Raw genomic sequence first — 16,937 nt, forward strand, 5'->3', positions numbered from 1 at the left:
TGTTCAGGACGGATTGCTTGGCGCTGCTCGCAATGACAAGTTACCTAACCGCCATGCGGGTTAAAACCGCTTTTTCAGCAGCTTCTGCATTTTCTCCTCGGTGAGGGGCTTGGCCAGGTACTCCACGCCGGGATACTGGGCTACGCGGGCGGTATCGGCGGCGTGCATGGAAGTTGTGAGTACGGCCATGACGGTTTTTTCACGTACCGCCTCGGGCAGCTTGTTGAACAGCTCCAGGAACTCGAAGCCATCCATACCGGGCATTTTCAGGTCTACGAACACCAGATTAGGCGCGTCGGCGCGGGGCTCCGCATTTTGGCCGCCCCACAATTCCTGAAATGCCTGCTCGGCCTTGGAAAAGGTCTGAATCTGCTCGGCCACTTCCAGGCGGTTAAGCAGGCGGTTGTTCAGGAAGCTGGTAGTTTCGTTGTCGTCTACCAGGACGATGCTTTGCAACTTCTGCGTCATAGGAAATGCCATAAGGCCGGGGCGAAAACGGAGGTGGCTTACAGCCAACCCTGGGCGCGCATCCAGTCGTCGTTGTATATTTTGCCGAGGTAGCGCGTGCCGTGGTCGGGCAGGATAATGACCATGGTGTCGCCCTCCTTGAGGTGTTCTTTTGCGTATTCCAGCGCGCCATGCACGGCCGAGCCGCACGACCAGCCCACGAACAGACCTTCTTCTTTGGCCAGACGCCGCGTCATCACGGCGGCATCCTGGTCGGTCACCTTGATGAACAGGTCGATGAGGTCGAAGTTAACATTCTTGGGCAGAATATCTTCGCCGATGCCTTCGGTCTTGTAGGGGTAAATTTCGTTTTCGTCGAAAATACCCGTTTCCTTGTACTTCTTGAACACCGAACCATAGGTATCCAGCCCTACCGCCACGAGGTTGGGGTTCTGTTCCTTCAGGTACTTGGCCGTGCCGCAGATGGTGCCGCCGGTGCCCACGCCGCAGGCCAAGTGCGTGATGGTGCCTTCCGTCTGGCGCCACAGCTCGGGGCCGGTGCTTTCGTAGTGAGCCGCCGTGTTCGACATGTTGTCGTACTGATTGGGATAGAACGAGTTGGGTGTTTCCTCGCTCAGGCGCTTGGCCACGGAGTAGTAGCTGCGCGGGTCTTCGGGGGCCACGTCAACCGGGCACACCACTACCTGGGCGCCCACGGCCCGCAGAATATCCTGCTTTTCCTTGCTCTGCTTGTCGCTCATCACGAAGATGCACTGGTAGCCTTTGGCAATGGCGGCCAGCGCCAGACCCATGCCGGTGTTGCCGCTGGTGCCTTCGATGATGGTGCCGCCCGGCTTGAGCAAACCGGCTTTTTCGGCGTCCTCTACCATTTTCACGGCCATGCGGTCCTTCACCGAGTTGCCGGGATTGAAGTATTCCACTTTGGCCAGCACGGTGCCTTTGATGCCGTCGGCTACTTTATTAAGCTTGACCAGCGGCGTGTTGCCAATGGCTTCAACAATGTTATTGAGGTACATTCGAAAGAAAAGGTCATCTGGGTGAGAGCCGGCAAAGGTACGGATTTTGGATGGGCGGCTTAGGTAGCGGGCCAGAGTTGGCGGCCGAATCAGGACAAACACCCTGGTAAGCTCTACCATAACCTGGCCTAGCGGCAGAATGGCAAACAAGGCTTCGCGCTCCACCTAAAAAAGCCTACTTTTGCCCCGCCGCGGCCCTTGGCTGTCGGCGAAATTCCCACCCTCAACCCGCAATTTTCCGCTAACCCCACTTCTATGAGTGTTCTGGTCAACAAGGATTCCAAAGTGATTGTGCAGGGCTTTACGGGCTCCGAAGGCTCGTTTCATGCCCAGCAGATGATTGAGTATGGCACCAACGTGGTAGGCGGCGTGACGCCCGGCAAAGGCGGCACCCAGCACCTCGACCGGCCCGTGTTCAACACCGTGGCGGAGGCCGTAGAGCAAGCCGGCGCCGATACCAGCATCATCTTCGTGCCCCCGGCTTTTGCCGCCGACGCCATCATGGAAGCCGCCGACGCGGGCATCAAGGTTATCGTGACCATCACTGAGGGCATCCCCACCAAGGACATGATTGCGGTGAAGGAATACCTGAAAGGCCGCGAAGGGCTGCGCATGATTGGGCCGAACTGCCCCGGCGTGATGACGGCCGGTGAGTGCAAAGTGGGCATCATGCCCGGCTTTATCTTCCAGAAAGGCCGCGTAGGCATCGTGTCCAAGTCGGGCACGCTGACGTATGAAGCCGTTGACCAGCTCACCAAAGCCGGTCTGGGCCAGACCACGGCCATCGGCATCGGTGGTGACCCTATCATCGGGACTACCACCAAGGAAGCCGTGGAGCTGCTCATGAACGACCCCGAAACCGAGGGCATCGTGATGATTGGCGAAATCGGCGGCGGTATGGAAGCTGAGGCGGCCCGCTGGATCAAGGAAACCGGCAACAAGAAACCCGTGGTTGGCTTCATTGCCGGCCAGACGGCGCCTCCCGGCCGCCGCATGGGCCACGCTGGTGCCATCGTAGGCGGCGCCGACGACACGGCTGCCGCCAAAATGGCCATCATGCGCGAGTGCGGCATCCACGTAGTGGATTCGCCCGCCGAAATCGGCGACACCATGCTGCGCGTGTTGAGCGGCAAGTAAGCGGCTGCTTTTTGAATAGCCCACCAAAGCGTGGCGGTTTCCTTTCCTGGGAGCCGCCACGCTTTTTTTAATACAGTCCGGCAGGGTTAGCAGTAAATAGCTGTGCCCCGCTTACTTTGCGCCATCTTTCGCCTTATACCCCTGCCCATGAACGACCTGCACGCCGCCGACGCCAACCTTCGCCAGTGGGCGACTTACCTGCACCTTTCCCAGCTGGCCGGGGTAGTGGTGCCCGGGGCAGGCTTTATCGTCCCGATCATCCTGTGGCAGATCAAAAAAGATGAAATTCCCGGTCTTGATGCCCACGGCAAAATGGTGGCCAACTGGATTATCAGCACCCTGATTTATGGGGCAGTGGGCGCGTTGCTGTGCATTGTGTTTGTGGGTGTTCCGCTGCTGCTGGCGCTGGGGCTGATTTCGGTGATTTTCCCGATTATCGGGGCCGTAAAGGCCAATGAAGGCACCTTGTGGTCGTATCCGCTCTGCCTGCGCATCATCTCCTAGGCGTGTGTGGCGAGGTACTCGCCTGGCAAAGCGGTCCATAAGGCCTATAAACGCCGTAATACGGCTGGCCAGCGCGAGCCTAGCATTAGGCCAAAAAGTGCTTGCTACGCTGTGCTGCAGCCACAATTTGCGCTTCTTGCGGCTCACATACGTCTGTGTTTCTTGAAATTCGGGTACGTGGGGCTTACTTGGCTTGGACCGTAGCTTACCTATTGCACTACCGCCTCATAATGCTCGACCACAGGGAATGGGCTGTAGAAGTGGTGCAGGAGCTTTTTCCATTCCTGATAAGCAGCCGACTGCCGGAACCCATCCGTATGGTCTGCAAGCTTCTGCCAGCGCACCAGCAAAATATACTGGTTGGGCTTTTCCAGGCAGCGCTGTAACTCATGCGAAACGTAGCCCGGCGAAGCCGCAATAATTACCTGAGCCTTCGTGAAGGCTTGTTCAAAAGCAAGAGTCTGCGCCGGAATGACTTGCAGAATAGCTACTTCCAGGACGGGCATACTTACAGCGTTATGTCGTTTTGTTATTGGCCAGAAAAGCTGAGCCCGACCGTCAGGCAAGTAGATTGCTAAGATTAGGTAGTTGTAGCTGCTCTGGTTCGGTGATTAAGGTTTGCAGCAAGATAGCATCCTGCTACGAATGCTGCCTGAGAACTATTTCGTGGGGTGAGCTACTTGGGAAATAGCATCGAGCAACCCGTTTTGAGGCTGGTCTCCGGTCAACTCCCAGAACATGATTCCACCCAGCTTCTTATTGAGGACGTACTGGGTTTTTAGTTGTACCGACCTTTTATCATCAAACGAGGCGAATTCCTTTCGGCTCTTGCTATAGGCAAAAGGTGCCTGAGCTAGGCTGTCCCAATAGGTTACAAAGCCATGCCTGGCAGAAAGGCTGTCCCCAAACTGCTTGTAGTTAGCCGTAGTCTTGAACTTACAGGCTTGGTTTAAGCCATGGTTAGCCGCTGGTACTTCGCTGAAAATACGTGCATAGAATGCGGCCCCAATAGCAATTTTTCCGGGAGCAACGCCTACCGAGTCCAAGAAACGCACCCCGCGGTCTACCGATTCTACTTGGGTTGGGGTGGAGTAAAGCGGAGTATGATGCCCTGTAGTGGTGCTGTAGCCGTTCACTAAGTCGTAGCTCATCAGGTTCACGCGGTTTACCAGGGGCATGACCTGCGCCCACTCAATTGATTTTTGCAGAGCTTCCGTAAAGCCACCGGCGGCAAAGCTTATTTCATACTGCTGGCCCAGTGTTTTTCGGAGGGCTTGGATGAGCAGGGTGAAATTATGCCGGTCTTCCGGCGTGAACCGATGGCCAGGCATTCCCACAATAGCCGGATACTCCCAGTCCAGATCTATTCCGTCGGTGCGGGTGGCAGACAGGATTTCCTTTACCGACAAAGCAAAATCGGTCCGGCCTTTTTCGGTTGAAAACACGGATGAGCAGGTTTCACAGCCACCCCAGCCACCCAAGGACAACATAATCTTCAGCCCTGGATTCTTTGCTTTAAGGGCTACCAGTGCTTTCACTGTAGCCCTGTCCTGGGGTTTGTCGAAGGCCAAAGCACTGCCTTTCAGATGCAGAAAGCTGTAGATAATGTGCGTAAGCTTCGTTGTAGGATATTGCCTGAAACTCGTAGAATCACCGGCGTAATAGGCAATAATGGCCACATCAGGCTCAGAGACGATGGCGGTAGTGGAGGCCGGGGAACAAGCCGCCATGCTCAGAAGCAGTGCGAACAAATACAGAATATTTCTCACGATTCAGGGAGCCGCTTGGTGAAACAAAACAAGCTCTAAAGCACCGCGTTTGCGCACACATGCCACCCTACACGGCAATTTTGTATCTCTGATCATGTAGGCGGCCGCCCAGCTTCTTGTCCGCAACTCAACTGAAGTGTCATCTACCTTCACGCCAAGAGCCCGCCTGGACGTCCAGACGGGCTCTTGGTATAGCAGCCTGCAGCGCTTACTTGCTCAGCTTGGCTTTCAGGTTTTCGTCCAGCGCGGCCAGGAACTCCTCTGTGTAGAGGTAGTCGCGGCCGTGCTCCACGTTGTTGCCGTGGATGCAGACGGCCAAATCCTTAGTCATCTTGCCGCTTTCCACGGTTTCGATGCACACCTGCTCCAGCTTCTGGCAGAAGTCGATGAGCTCCTGATTGCCGTCCAGCTTGCCGCGGAACTCCAGGCCGCGCGTCCAGGCGAAGATGGAGGCAATGGGGTTGGTGGAGGTGGGCTTGCCTTTCTGGTGGTCGCGGTAGTGGCGCGTTACGGTGCCGTGGGCAGCTTCAGCTTCCATAGTGCCGCCGTCGGGCGTTACCAGCGTGGAGGTCATCAGGCCGAGTGAGCCGAAGCCCTGGGCTACGGTGTCGCTCTGCACGTCGCCGTCGTAGTTTTTGCAGGCCCACACGAAGTTGCCGTTCCACTTCAGCGCCGAGGCCACCATGTCGTCGATGAGGCGGTGCTCGTAGGTGATGCCGGCTTCCTTGAACTTAGCCAGGTAGTCCTGCTCGTAGATTTCCTGGAAGATGTCCTTGAAGCGGCCGTCGTACTTTTTCAGGATGGTGTTCTTGGTGCTCAAGTACAGCGGCCAGCCCTTCATCAAAGCCTGGTTGAAGCAGGCGTGCGCAAAGCCGCGGATGCTTTCGTCGGTGTTGTACATGGCCAGGGCCACGCCGTCGCTCTTGAAGTTGAACACCTCAAACGACTGGGCTTCGCCGCCGTCTTCGGGCTGGAAGGTGATGGTGAGCTTGCCCTTGCCCTTGGTGACGAAATCGGTAGCGCGGTACTGGTCGCCGAAGGCGTGGCGGCCGATGCAGATGGGGGCGGTCCAGTTGGGCACCAGGCGCGGCACGTTGCTCATCACGATAGGCTCGCGAAAAACGGTACCATCCAGTATATTGCGGATAGTGCCATTCGGCGACTTCCACATCTGCTTGAGGTTGAACTCTTTTACCCGCTCCTCGTCGGGAGTGATGGTGGCGCACTTGATGCCCACGCCGTACTGCTTGATGGCGTTGGCCGCGTCGATGGTTACCTGGTCGTTGGTCTCGTCGCGGTACTCGATGCCGAGGTCGTAGTACTTGATGTCGAGGTCGAGGTAGGGCGTGATGAGCTTGTCCTTGATAAACTTCCAGATGATGCGCGTCATTTCGTCGCCATCAAGCTCTACTACGGGGTTGGCTACTTTGATTTTGGTCATGGAGGTGAGCGGGTTTAGCTGGTGTTTCGGGGTATTGACGGGCTGTACTGCGGGCCAGCGCATAACTGAACCGTGCGCGGCGGCGCATTTCCCAGGCCAATAATAAGGGAGTATTCTTCATCACCCGCTACCCGACCTCTACAAACCGCCCAGAAACGGTGCCGGCCGGTGCGGTTAGCGCCTCCCCTCCTGCCCGCCCACGCTGAAGATGAGGCCGAAATTGAACACGGAGTTGGCGGCCTTCATGTACTTGCGGTGGCGCAAGCCGAAATTGCTGCCGCTGATAAACTGAAACTGCACCGGCCCGAACAGCCCCACGCGCGTCCAGGTAATCGGCTCCAGCAGAATGTTGGTTTCGCTGGGACCGGGCTGGTTGTTGAGCTGAAAGTCGTACATGTTCATATAGCTCACGCGCAGGGCCGTGCCGTAGCTGATGGGCCAGTCGCGCTGGAGCAGGTGCACGGTCTTGCTGTCCTTGGAAGAGTAGTTTACCTGCACGAAATACTTTTCGAGGCGGGCGTCGCGGCGGTCCGTGACGAGGCCTTCCCGGGTACGCTCGGTACGGTGGCTGGTGCCAAAACCATAACCGGCGTAGGCCTCAATGACGCGCTTGTCGCCGAGGCGGGTGAAGTAGCCCACGCCCAGCTCGCCGAAGTCGTGGTCGAGGACCTTCTTCTTTTTATCGGTGTGCAGGAAGGAGGCTGTGCCGATGATGCCCAGGTGGTTGGTGGCCGCGTAGGCGGCCTGGGCCGTGAAGTTGCCCTGAAAATTAACTTGGGCGCCCCCACTGAACTCGCCTTTCTGGGTGAGCAGGGGCGCATTGGGAGCCGGCGGAAAGTACATGGAGGCGCAGCTGCTCAGCGTCAGCGGCAAGCCGGCCAGGGCCACTCGGAAGGCGTTTCGCATCGGTTTCGGGGAAGGTAGACGGGGCCAGAACGGCGAAAAGGCGGTTTACGTGTGTAGCCGCGGGGCCGAGGGCGCCGTATGGAAGGCGGCGCGGCACTACGGCCGGGCTTTCTCGGGCACCTTATGGCGGCAGCTACTCTCTCCTGCGACGCATTGATTATCGGCTCCGGCCAGGCCGGCAACCCGCTGGCAACGGCCCTGGCGAAAGCAGGCCGCAAGGTGGTGCTGGCAGAAAAAAGCCTGCTGGGCGGCTCCTGCATCAACTACGGCTGCTCACCGGTAAAAGCCATGCTGGCCTCGGCCGAGCGGGTACGGCAGGTGGCCACGGCGGCTGAGTACGGCATCAACACCAGTGCGCCCCGGCCCGACCTGCGCGCTATTGTGGCCCGTAAGGACGCCATTGTGCAGCAGATGCGCGACGGTGTACGCCATAACCTCACCAGGGAACAGTCGGGCATTACGGTGCTGCACGGGCACGCGACTTTCACGGGCAAGCACATGATACGGGTGGCCCTGGTGGGTGGAGCGGAGCAAATGGTGAAGGCCCCACTGATTTTCATCAATACCGGCACGCGGGCAGCGGTGCCGGACGTGCCAGGGCTGGTGGAAAGCGGGTTCCTGACGAACGTGGAAATCCTCGACCTGAAGGAACTGCCCGAGCATCTGCTGATTCTGGGCGGAGGCTACCTGGGGCTGGAGTTCGGGCAGATGTTCCGCCGCTTCGGCAGCCAGGTGACCATCATCGAAAATGCCGACCACCTGCTGGAGCGCGAAGACCCGGACGTGTGCGCCGCCATGCAGGCCCAATTGGAAGCCGACGGGGTAGAGCTGGTGCTGGGGGCCGGGGTGCGGCGGGTGTCGCGCAACGCGGCGGGAGAATACACGCTCACAGCCAGCACGGCCAGTGGGGAGCGGCGCCTGCGCGGCACGCACCTGCTGGTAGCCACCGGCCGCACGCCCAACACCGACGACTTGGGACTGGACGCTGCCGGCATCGAAACGGATGAGCGGGGCTACGTGCAAGTGAATGAGCGGCTGCAAACAAACGTGCGCGGGGTGTACGCGCTGGGCGACGTGCACCCGGGGCCGCAGTTTACGCACCTAGCCTACGACGACTACCGGGTGTTGCGCGACGCGCTGCTGCACGGCAAGCGTCGCTCGGCCAAGGCGCGGCCTCTGCCCTATGTAGTGTTTACGGAGCCGCAGCTGGGGCGCATCGGCCTCTCGGAGCAACAGGCGCGCCACCAGAAGATTCCGTACCATGTGGCCTCCATGCCGGTGCGAGTAGTGGGCCGAGCCCTGCAAACGGGACACACGGCAGGTTTTATGAAGGTGCTGGTGGACGACCGTCGGCGCATCATCGGGGCGGCCATTTTCAGTGCGCAGGGCGGAGAAATCATGTCAATGATTCAGCTGGCCATGGCGGGCCGGCTCACGTGCGAGCAGCTGCAAGACACGGTGTTTGCGCACCCCACTTGGGCAGAGGCGCTGAACAACCTGTTTGCGAAGCTGGTGCGGGGCTGAGTTACTCCTGAAAGCAGAAAAGGAATAATAAAGAGCGAGTTGGGCAACTGCCAGGCGAAAACCCAGGTCAGTAGGGAAAGGCGCGGCCCGTCTGTCGGTGGTAAATGTGCTTTTTCGTTGGCGAGGAAAGTGCACGTCGAGCACACTTATCGTTTTGCCCACCCTTGGGCTACGCGGTGCCTTCTTTTTCAACGATTGAGAAACCAGTGCTTTTAACTACCCAACTACTACCCTTCGCTGTATGCCGAGCACCTCTTTCCTTCAAAAACTTGCTACCTGCCTGGTAGCGGGACTAGTTGTAGCGGCGCTGCTGCTGGTGCTGGGTAATAGCGGCAGTCTGGCGTGGTTTCCGCCGGTGGTGGTATTTTCGTTGGTGGGTGCGGCTTTGCTGGTGGCGGTGGTTTTTCCGGTGGTGTGGCAGGGGCTGGAGCGGCGGCAGCGCATCAACTCGGAGCAGGTGTATGGCTGGCTATACGGGGTTATCCGCTATGGCTTGGCCTTCAATATTGCCAGCTTTGGCTGGAAGAAGCTCTTTGGCCTGCAGTTTGTGGTGCCGACGGAAATAGCCGCGCAGCCCATGAACCAGCAGTCGGGGGAGTGGCTGACGTGGTACTACTTCGGGTATTCGGAGGCGTTTGGGCTGATTATAGCCGGGCTGCAGATTGTGGGCGCCGGGCTGCTGCTGTTTCGGCGGACGCTGTTGCTGGGGGTGTTTCTGTTGCTGGCGGTAATGGGCAATCTGGTCTTGATAAACGTGTTCTACCACCTGAATGCAGGGGCGCTGCTGCAGTCGGTGGTGCTGACGGTGGGGCTGGTGTTTTTGCTCTGGACGGAACGAGTACGGGTGGTGGCCCTGCTGCTGCAGGCTCACTCGGCGGTGCCCACTCCTACGCTGGCGGGCAGCACGAGGCTGTTGCTGCGGTTGTCGGCGCTGGGGCTTTCCCTGCTGTTTGTGTGGTACCTGGCTTCGCAGCTGCCGTAGGAGGCTGTGGGGCTTGCTGACATGCGTGTTTTGCTCCTACCGCCGCTCGGCTTTGTTAAGTGACGACTACATCCAAGCCGCTGTGCTGCGCGCTCCTGCACCGGCTGGGCAAACGGCGCGGGCGGATTCGGGGCATAGCCCCTCAGGCGTAGATGTCACTCGGCATAGCCGAGCGACGGCGAGGGGCGACAGGACGGCAGGGGGTGAACCGACGGAAGCATGCCGCTTCTATAATGTCACAACGGCGCCGGGATCTGCCTGTTAAAGTGCCGATGTATGGCGTAGGTTTGCGGGATGGCCGGCTCTATTGGCTGCTGTACTTACTCTTACCTGGGATACACACGATGAAACTATTCTTACCGCTGCTGGGCTTGCTGGGAGCCAAAGCGGCGCAGGCGCAATCGAAGCTGGGTCCAATCGGCCTGATAGCCGGCTACACCACGCTCAAGGTAGACACGCGGCTGCAACTGGTAGGCCGGTTTCCCGTGTACATTGGCAGCACGGACAGTGACAACATTCGGGTGGGTGCCTACACCACTTTTCATCTTCCGCATGGCTTACAGTTACGGCCGGAGGTTTCCTACATTAACCACCGCCTCCAGATGAGTGCCTGGAACCCCGATGTGGACCTGACGGTAGACGACGCCAATTGGATTCAATCCAGTAGGGTGCCGGCCTATAAGCGGCTGGAAGTGGCACCCTTGGTGGTGAAGCAGTTCAAGTACTGGCAGCTGCATACCGGCCTGTTCGGCTGGTACCGCCTCCCCGACCCGGACGTGGACCAAGTGCCCAGCCAGCGGCCCAACCGCTACATTTTCTACGATATTGAGCACGGCATCTCGCCCTTCGTGGCTGGGTTCAAGCTGGGCGGGGGCCTCACGCTCGGGCGCCTGCACGCCGATGTGAACTTCAGCCGGACGCTGACCAGCATCACCAAGCGCACCATCCTGCACAACGGGGCGCCCACGCTGTTTTTCCCCCGGCTACACGCCTCCAGCTTCACCTACGACCTGCGGTTTGACTTGTACAAGCCCAAGGAGTAGGCCGCGCAGCTGCGCCTGGTACGCCCCGCTTCGCAGAAACCCCCACCGCAACGCTTGTTGCGGCGGGGGTTTTGGCTTTGCCCCGGCGCGATTTTAGCGGAGCGTAATTCGTGCCCGGCTATGGCGTGGAGGTTGTACCTCCACTGCCGCAACGCGGCAAGCCGGAACCGCGTCGTTTGGGTAGTATGGTGCCGGGAGGCACAGCCTCCCGGCATGATGCGGCACGAGTTACGCTCCGCTAAGCTCGCGCCAGTCACCAAAACAGAAACGCCCGCCGCAACTCTCGTCGCGGCGGGCGGTTTGGGTACTGCTATTTCTCCCCTACTTGGCGTAGGATACGGCGCGCATTTCGCGGATGACGGTGATTTTGATCTGGCCGGGGTACTGCATTTCCTTTTCGATTTTCTGGGAAATTTCGTAGCTCAGCTCCTGGGCGCGGTCGTCGGTTACGTTGTCGGCGTTTACCATCACGCGCAGCTCACGGCCGGCCTGGATGGCATAGCACTGCAGCACGCCGTCGAAGCCCACGGCCGTTTCTTCCAGCTGCTTGAGGCGCTTGATGTAGCTTTCCATCATCTCGCGGCGGGCGCCGGGGCGGGAGCCACTGATGGCGTCGCAGGCCTGCACGAGGGGCGAAATCATGGCCGTCATCTCGATTTCGTCGTGGTGGGCACCGATGGCGTTGACCACATCGGGGTGCTCCTTGTACTTCTTGGCCATTTCCATACCCAGGATGGCGTGGGGCAGCTCGGGCTCCTCGGTGCTCACCTTGCCGATGTCGTGCAACAGGCCGGCGCGCTTGGCGTGCTTCACGTTCAGGCCCAGTTCGGCAGCCATGGTGGCGCAGAGGTTAGCTACTTCGCGGGAGTGCTGGAGCAGGTTCTGGCCGTAGGAAGAGCGGAAGCGCATGCGGCCCACCATCTTGATGAGCTCGGGGTGCAGGCCGTGAATGCCGAGGTCGATGATGGTTTTCTCCCCGATTTCCACGATTTCCTCGTCGATGTTCTTGCGGGTTTTAGCTACAATTTCCTCGATGCGGGCCGGGTGAATGCGGCCGTCCTTCACCAGCAAGTGCAGGGAAAGGCGGGCCACCTCACGGCGCACCGGGTCGAAGCCGGAGATGATAATGGCCTCGGGCGTGTCGTCCACGATGATTTCGACGCCGGTAGCGGCTTCGAGGGCGCGGATGTTGCGGCCTTCGCGGCCAATGATTTTGCCCTTCACATCGTCACTTTCGATGTTGAAGATGCTCACGCAGTTCTCGATGGCGTGCTCGGCGGCGGTGCGCTGGATGGTTTCGAGCACCACCTTCTTAGCGTCTTTGGTGGCCGTGAGCTTGGCCTGGGCCACCACGTCCTTGATGTAGGAGCTGGCCTGAATCTGCGCTTCGTTTTTGAGGCTCTCAACCAGCTGCTCGCGGGCTTCGGAGGCGGTGAGGCCTGAAATGGTTTCGAGCTGCTGCTGCACCTGGCGCTGCTTTTCACCGAGGTCCTGGCGGGTGGTTTCGAGCTCGTCTTCCACTTCCCGCTCGCGCTGCTCCAGCTTCGCCAGCTGATTTTCGAGCACGCTTCTGCGTTTTTCTTCCTGAGCCTCCAGCCGCTCGCGCTGCTGCTGGGCCTGGGTTTCAATCTTTTCGCGGGTGGCATCCAGCTCTTTTTCCTTGCGCTGAATCTGCTCGAGTTGCTTCTGGGTGGTCTGGGTGAGCTGCTTGATACTTTGCTCCTGCTCCACTACGGTGGCCCGGCGCTCGGTGAGTTCCTGGTCGAGGGCCAGCTTTTGGCGGCGGCTTTCCTGCTCAAACTCCTGCTTAAGGGTGCGGAACTTGTCTTTGGATTGCTGAATCCGCTCGTCGCGGATGCGGTTGGCCTGCTGTTCGGCCTCGGTTAGCAGCTGCTGGGCGCGGGTTTTGGCGTCGGCTTCGTGGTCCTGCCGGGCCTTGCCGGCCTGCAGGCGCCCCAGCACAAAGCCGACCATAAGGGCGGCTACGGCTAAGACGATATAAAGAGTGTCGGACATGAGCTATGGGGGGTTGGAAAAGGTGAGTACACCCATAGCAGAGAACTGCGGAACCACTGAAGGCCGGATGGCAGAGCCGCTTGCTCCGCCCCCCAGCCGGGCCCTAAACGTACGCGGCTACGCCGCTACCCGAGTACTACCCCCGACAACAGCTCGTCCAGGCGCGCGATGCGCTCGGTCAGGGCTGCGTCGGTACCGTCCTTCTCCTTACCCACTTTCAGGCGGTCGGCCATGGTGGCCAGGGCCAGCATGGCCAGCAAGTCCTGCTTGTCCTGGATGCCGTACTGGTCCCGGAACTCGCGCAGCCGCTCGTTGAGCATGCGCCCGGCCAGGCGCAGACGCTCCTCGTCCTGGGCAGCTACCCGCATGGGGTAGTCACGGTCGGCAAGGCGGATTTTGATGGAAAGCTCGGACATCAGCAGGCGGGCAGGATTGGATGGTGGTTACTCCCTCAAATAGGCAAGGCACTTATCTATTTCGCGGATGTATTCGTTGAGGCGAAGTTTTAGCTCGTTGACGTTGGCAGGTTCTCCTGCTATGGTATTGACAAGTTTAGTGATATTCTCCTGATTCTGGAAATCCTTGAGTTGCCGCTCCCGGTCGCGCACGTCGGCGCGCAGGTGCTGAATGGTGGTTTGGGCATCGGCCAGCTCCTCGCGCAACTGCTGATAGGCAGCCACTAAGGTGGTTACCTGCCGCTCCAGGCGGTCAAGTTGAGCAAGCTGCTGGGTTGAGGCCATTTTATAAAAGAGTTTCTGGTTTCTGGTTGCTAGTTTCTGGTCAATACTCGGCTTTACACGCTTGAAGACGGCGGGGTGAGGCAGCAACCAGCAGCTGAACGGCACAACCCGGGCATCTAAACTAGAAACAAGCAACCAGAAACCAGAAACTTATTTACGAATCAGCGCCCCGGCCTGCTGCTCGAACTGCTGGATCAGCCGCGTCATCACCTGGTCGATGGCCTGGTCGGTGAGGGTTTGGGTAGGGTCCTGAAGCAGGAAGCTCACGGAGTAGCTCTTCTTGCCCGCACCCAGGTTGTCGCCCTCGTACACATCGAACACGTTCACCTGCTGCAGGAGCTTTTTCTCGGTGCGGCGGGCAATCTGCTGAAGCTGGTCGAAAGTAATCATCTTATCGACTACCAAACTCAGGTCGCGGCGCACTTCCGGGAACTTGGGCAGCTCGCGGGCTACCAGCGCGTTCTTGTACTTGCGCATCAGCCAGTCCCAGTCCAGCTCGGCATACCACACCGGCTGCGACACATCCAGCTGCTTGAGCACGGCCGATGACACCGCTCCCAGCTGGGCCACCGGCTGGTTCTGGGCCAGCAGCGTGAGCCCCCCGGCCAGGTAAGGGTGCTGCACCGGCTGCGAAGCAGGCTGCGCAAATCCCAACGAGGCCAGCACCTGCTGCACCGCGCCAGCCAGCTGATGGTAGGTAGCCTTGTCCGACTTCTGCTGCCAGGTTTCGGCGGCCGTGTTGCCGGTGAGGTAAATGACCAGCTTGTTCTGCTCCTCGTACTGACCGTCGGCTTTGCGGCGGTAGGTTTTACCGAACTCGTAGAGCTTCAGGTCGCGCTGGCGGCGGTTCACGTTGTGGCGCACCACTTCCAGGCCGCTGTGCAGCATGGTGGGCCGCATGATGTTCAGCTCGGCGCTGTTGAAGTTGAGCAGCCGCACCAGCGCCTCATTGTTTTCTCCGCTTTTCTCGAAGTACAGCGAGTTGGTGATAGAGTTGGTAATGATTTCCGAAAAGCCCTGCCCGCTGAGCAGCCGCGCCGTATTCTGGCGGATGATTTCGGGTTCGGGGTTCGGGAACTGGGCGAGGTAGCTGGCGGAGTTGTGCGGGCGCAAAGCCACGTGATTATAGCCGTAGATGCGCAGAATTTCCTCGATGATGTCAGCCTCCCGGGTCACATCTACCTTGTGCGGCGGCACCGACAGAATCCACTCGGCTTGGCCAGCTTCGTCGGTCAGCTCCTCGCTGATGAGGATGTCGAGGTCGGTGAGAATCTGGCGGATGCGCTCCGGAGCAATGAACTGACCTACCAGCTTTTCTACCCGGGGCAGACGCAAACGCACTTGGGTGTGGCCGATGTGCGTGGGGTACTCATCCACGATGGGCGCGGCCACGGTGGCGCCGGCTACCTCCTGCAGCAGCAAGGCAGCCCGCTTCAGGGCAATGAGCACCATGTTGGGGTCGGTGCCTCGCTCGAAGCGGAAGGAAGCGTCGGTTTTGAGCTGGTGGGTCTGGCTGGTTTTGCGCACCACGGCCGGCGCGAAGTAGGCGCTTTCCAGAAATACCCGCGTGGTGGCGTCTGACACGCCCGAGGTTTTGCCCCCGAATACGCCGGCCAGCGCCATTGGTGCCCCGTTGGCGTCGGCAATGATGAGGTCTTCGGCTTTGAGGCTACGCTCTGTGCCATCCAGGGTCGTGAACTTCTCGCCGGCTTCGGCCCGCTTCACGCACACCTGGTTTCCGGCAATCTGGTCGGCGTCGAAGGCGTGTAGGGGCTGGCCCAGCTCGTGCAGCACGAAGTTGGTAACGTCCACCACATTGTTGATGGGCGAGAGGCCGATGCTGCGCAAGCGGCGCTGCAGCCAATCCGGCGACGGGCCTACCTGCACCCCTTCCAGCAGCAATCCGGCGTAGCGGGGGTTGGCCTCCGCGTCTTCAATCGTTACACTAACCGGCTTTGAGGCTTCCGCAGGCGCGTGGAAGTGGTTGATATCGGGCAGGTGGCAGGGCTGACGCAGCAAAGCGCGCAGTTCCCGGGCCACCCCGAAGTGGGAGGCCGCGTCGGCGCGGTTGGGCGTGAGGCCGATTTCGAACACCGAATCGGAGCCCAGGCCGAAGTACTCGGCGGCGGGCGTACCGTTGGGCAGGTCCGTATCCAGCACCATAATGCCGGCGTGCGACTGGCCCAGGCCGATTTCGTCCTCGGCGCAGATCATGCCTTCGGAGGCCGCCCCACGGATTTTGGACTTCTTGATTTTGAACGACTCCCCGGTGGTGGGGTAAAGCGTGGCACCTTCCAACGCTACTACCACGCGCTGCCCGGCCGCCACGTTGGGGGCCCCGCACACAATCTGGCGCGGGGTGTCGTCGCCTACGTCTACGGTAGTTAAACTCAGCTTGTCGGCATCGGGGTGCTTTTCGCGGGTGAGCACCGTGCCCAGGACTATGCCACGCAGGCCGCCCGGCACGCTTTCCAGCTCCTCAATGCCTTCCACTTCCAGGCCCGAGCCGGTGAGCAGGCGGCCGATTTCGTCGGCCGGTTTATCAGTGGAAATGAGCGTGCGAAGCCAGTCGTAGGATATCTTCATTGGGTGTTCAGTTGCCGGTTGCCAAGTGTCAGGTGCCTGCCGACGGTTTCAGACAACCAGCACAAACTGGCAACCGACAACGCACAACCGGCAACTGACTTCGGGCAAAGGTACGGATTCGGGCGGGCGCCGGAAAACGAACCGACTCGCGGGGTTTCGGTGTATATTTCGGTACAGCAACGCCTGTTTTCTATGTCGAACCGCCCTGCTATTTCGGAAGAAGCCATTGTACTGCGTGGCCCGCTCGTCACCCGCTTCAGCGACGAGGAGTTTTTCCAGTTATGCCAGGACAACCGCGACCTGCGCGTGGAGCGCACTTCCGACCACGAAATCATTTTTATGTCCCCCGCCGGATTCCTTTCGAGTGCCGCCAGCGCTGAAGTTGTCTTTCAACTCAAGCTCTGGAACAAACAACACCAGTTGGGCCGCGTCGGCGAATCTTCGGCAGCCTACATATTGCCCGATAAGGCCACCCTTTCCCCCGATGCCTCGTGGTTTAGCCACGCTACCTGGGCGCGGGTGCCCGTGTCGGAGCGCAACAAATTCCTGCCGGTCTGCCCCGAGTTCGTGGTGGAAGTAAAGTCGCCTTCGGACCGGACGACCACCCTGCAAGCCAAGATGGAGCAATGGCTGAACAACGGGGCGCAACTGGGCTTCCTGCTGGATTGCGAAACCGAAACCGCCTGGGTGTACCGCCCTGGTCAGCCCGCTGAGGAAATACGCGGCTACAACCAGGAGCTTAGCGGCGAAGCGGTGCTACCCGGTTTCCGGCTGGATCTGCGGCCGTTGCGGGCCGAGTAGCCTA

15 protein-coding genes and 1 pseudogene are annotated in these 16,937 nt (G+C 59.7%); 6 read left to right on the forward strand and 10 right to left on the reverse strand.

Features of this window, described 5'->3' with window-relative positions:
* Positions 1 to 60: 60 nt before the first annotated feature.
* Positions 61 to 468, reverse strand: a complete 408-nt coding sequence (locus LRS06_RS05420) for a response regulator (protein ID WP_257870550.1) — start codon at positions 466 to 468, stop codon at positions 61 to 63.
* 41 nt (positions 469 to 509) lie between these two features.
* Positions 510 to 1,484: pseudogene (locus tag LRS06_RS05425) on the reverse strand (PLP-dependent cysteine synthase family protein); the annotation flags it as partial.
* Between the two features lie 255 nt (positions 1,485 to 1,739).
* Here LRS06_RS05425 and sucD point away from each other — a divergent pair.
* Both sucD and LRS06_RS05435 read left to right on the forward strand, forming a co-directional pair.
* Positions 1,740 to 2,621 carry a succinate--CoA ligase subunit alpha gene (gene sucD / locus LRS06_RS05430; RefSeq protein ID WP_149072193.1) on the forward strand — a complete coding sequence of 294 codons (882 nt, stop codon included), beginning with the start codon at positions 1,740 to 1,742 and terminating at the stop codon, positions 2,619 to 2,621.
* Between the two features lie 147 nt (positions 2,622 to 2,768).
* Positions 2,769 to 3,125 carry a DUF4870 domain-containing protein gene (locus LRS06_RS05435; RefSeq protein ID WP_257870551.1) on the forward strand — a complete coding sequence of 119 codons (357 nt, stop codon included), beginning with the start codon at positions 2,769 to 2,771 and terminating at the stop codon, positions 3,123 to 3,125.
* A gap of 209 nt (positions 3,126 to 3,334) precedes the next feature.
* Here the strand turns inward: LRS06_RS05435 and LRS06_RS05440 are convergent, their stop codons facing one another.
* From LRS06_RS05440 to LRS06_RS05455, 4 genes are all read right to left on the reverse strand, one after another.
* The gene (locus tag LRS06_RS05440) at positions 3,335 to 3,691 is read right to left on the reverse strand and encodes an antibiotic biosynthesis monooxygenase (RefSeq protein ID WP_257870552.1); all 357 of its coding nucleotides are present in this window, start codon (positions 3,689 to 3,691) and stop codon (positions 3,335 to 3,337) included.
* A gap of 93 nt (positions 3,692 to 3,784) precedes the next feature.
* A complete protein-coding gene (locus tag LRS06_RS05445) occupies positions 3,785 to 4,894 on the reverse strand; it encodes a glycoside hydrolase family 18 protein (RefSeq protein ID WP_257870553.1) in 1,110 nt (369 codons plus the stop codon).
* Positions 4,895 to 5,102: 208 nt separating this feature from the next.
* Positions 5,103 to 6,335, reverse strand: a complete 1,233-nt coding sequence (locus tag LRS06_RS05450; RefSeq protein ID WP_257873382.1) for an NADP-dependent isocitrate dehydrogenase — start codon at positions 6,333 to 6,335, stop codon at positions 5,103 to 5,105.
* Between the two features lie 174 nt (positions 6,336 to 6,509).
* Positions 6,510 to 7,241: a hypothetical protein gene (locus LRS06_RS05455; RefSeq protein WP_257870554.1), complete on the reverse strand. Its 732-nt coding sequence runs from the start codon at positions 7,239 to 7,241 to the stop codon at positions 6,510 to 6,512.
* Between the two features lie 123 nt (positions 7,242 to 7,364).
* Between LRS06_RS05455 and LRS06_RS05460 the strand changes: the two genes are divergently transcribed.
* The 3 genes from LRS06_RS05460 to LRS06_RS05470 all read left to right on the forward strand — a co-directional run bounded on the left by LRS06_RS05460 (position 7,365) and on the right by LRS06_RS05470 (position 10,790).
* Positions 7,365 to 8,765 carry a mercuric reductase gene (locus LRS06_RS05460; RefSeq protein WP_257870555.1) on the forward strand — a complete coding sequence of 467 codons (1,401 nt, stop codon included), beginning with the start codon at positions 7,365 to 7,367 and terminating at the stop codon, positions 8,763 to 8,765.
* Positions 8,766 to 9,006: 241 nt separating this feature from the next.
* A complete protein-coding gene (locus tag LRS06_RS05465; protein ID WP_257870556.1) occupies positions 9,007 to 9,747 on the forward strand; it encodes a hypothetical protein in 741 nt (246 codons plus the stop codon).
* A gap of 344 nt (positions 9,748 to 10,091) precedes the next feature.
* Positions 10,092 to 10,790 carry a hypothetical protein gene (locus LRS06_RS05470; protein WP_257870557.1) on the forward strand — a complete coding sequence of 233 codons (699 nt, stop codon included), beginning with the start codon at positions 10,092 to 10,094 and terminating at the stop codon, positions 10,788 to 10,790.
* Between the two features lie 321 nt (positions 10,791 to 11,111).
* Here LRS06_RS05470 and rny read toward each other — a convergent pair whose 3' ends face one another.
* From rny to pheT, 4 genes are all read right to left on the reverse strand, one after another.
* Positions 11,112 to 12,806 carry a ribonuclease Y gene (gene rny, locus LRS06_RS05475; RefSeq protein WP_257870558.1) on the reverse strand — a complete coding sequence of 565 codons (1,695 nt, stop codon included), beginning with the start codon at positions 12,804 to 12,806 and terminating at the stop codon, positions 11,112 to 11,114.
* A gap of 125 nt (positions 12,807 to 12,931) precedes the next feature.
* Positions 12,932 to 13,222 carry a cell division protein ZapA gene (locus LRS06_RS05480; protein WP_257870559.1) on the reverse strand — a complete coding sequence of 97 codons (291 nt, stop codon included), beginning with the start codon at positions 13,220 to 13,222 and terminating at the stop codon, positions 12,932 to 12,934.
* A 27-nt stretch (positions 13,223 to 13,249) separates the two neighbouring features.
* A complete protein-coding gene (locus tag LRS06_RS05485; protein WP_196953561.1) occupies positions 13,250 to 13,546 on the reverse strand; it encodes a hypothetical protein in 297 nt (98 codons plus the stop codon).
* Positions 13,547 to 13,696: 150 nt separating this feature from the next.
* The gene (gene pheT, locus LRS06_RS05490; RefSeq protein WP_257870560.1) at positions 13,697 to 16,132 is read right to left on the reverse strand and encodes a phenylalanine--tRNA ligase subunit beta; all 2,436 of its coding nucleotides are present in this window, start codon (positions 16,130 to 16,132) and stop codon (positions 13,697 to 13,699) included.
* Positions 16,133 to 16,324: 192 nt separating this feature from the next.
* Between pheT and LRS06_RS05495 the strand changes: the two genes are divergently transcribed.
* The gene (locus tag LRS06_RS05495) at positions 16,325 to 16,933 is read left to right on the forward strand and encodes a Uma2 family endonuclease (protein ID WP_257870561.1); all 609 of its coding nucleotides are present in this window, start codon (positions 16,325 to 16,327) and stop codon (positions 16,931 to 16,933) included.
* The last annotated feature ends 4 nt before the right edge of the window (positions 16,934 to 16,937 follow it).

The organism is Hymenobacter sp. J193, assembly GCF_024700075.1.
GTDB lineage: Bacteria > Bacteroidota > Bacteroidia > Cytophagales > Hymenobacteraceae > Hymenobacter.

Coding starts and splice junctions, on each gene's coding strand:
- LRS06_RS05420 (WP_257870550.1), bottom strand. CDS start 468: ATGACGCAGAAGTTGCAAAGCATCGTCCTGGTAGACGACAACGAAACT.
- sucD (WP_149072193.1), top strand. CDS start 1,740: ATGAGTGTTCTGGTCAACAAGGATTCCAAAGTGATTGTGCAGGGCTTT.
- LRS06_RS05435 (WP_257870551.1), top strand. CDS start 2,769: ATGAACGACCTGCACGCCGCCGACGCCAACCTTCGCCAGTGGGCGACT.
- LRS06_RS05450 (WP_257873382.1), bottom strand. CDS start 6,335: ATGACCAAAATCAAAGTAGCCAACCCCGTAGTAGAGCTTGATGGCGAC.
- LRS06_RS05455 (WP_257870554.1), bottom strand. CDS start 7,241: ATGCGAAACGCCTTCCGAGTGGCCCTGGCCGGCTTGCCGCTGACGCTG.
- LRS06_RS05460 (WP_257870555.1), top strand. CDS start 7,365: ATGGCGGCAGCTACTCTCTCCTGCGACGCATTGATTATCGGCTCCGGC.
- LRS06_RS05465 (WP_257870556.1), top strand. CDS start 9,007: ATGCCGAGCACCTCTTTCCTTCAAAAACTTGCTACCTGCCTGGTAGCG.
- LRS06_RS05470 (WP_257870557.1), top strand. CDS start 10,092: ATGAAACTATTCTTACCGCTGCTGGGCTTGCTGGGAGCCAAAGCGGCG.
- rny (WP_257870558.1), bottom strand. CDS start 12,806: ATGTCCGACACTCTTTATATCGTCTTAGCCGTAGCCGCCCTTATGGTC.
- LRS06_RS05480 (WP_257870559.1), bottom strand. CDS start 13,222: ATGTCCGAGCTTTCCATCAAAATCCGCCTTGCCGACCGTGACTACCCC.
- LRS06_RS05485 (WP_196953561.1), bottom strand. CDS start 13,546: ATGGCCTCAACCCAGCAGCTTGCTCAACTTGACCGCCTGGAGCGGCAG.
- pheT (WP_257870560.1), bottom strand. CDS start 16,132: ATGAAGATATCCTACGACTGGCTTCGCACGCTCATTTCCACTGATAAA.
- LRS06_RS05495 (WP_257870561.1), top strand. CDS start 16,325: ATGTCGAACCGCCCTGCTATTTCGGAAGAAGCCATTGTACTGCGTGGC.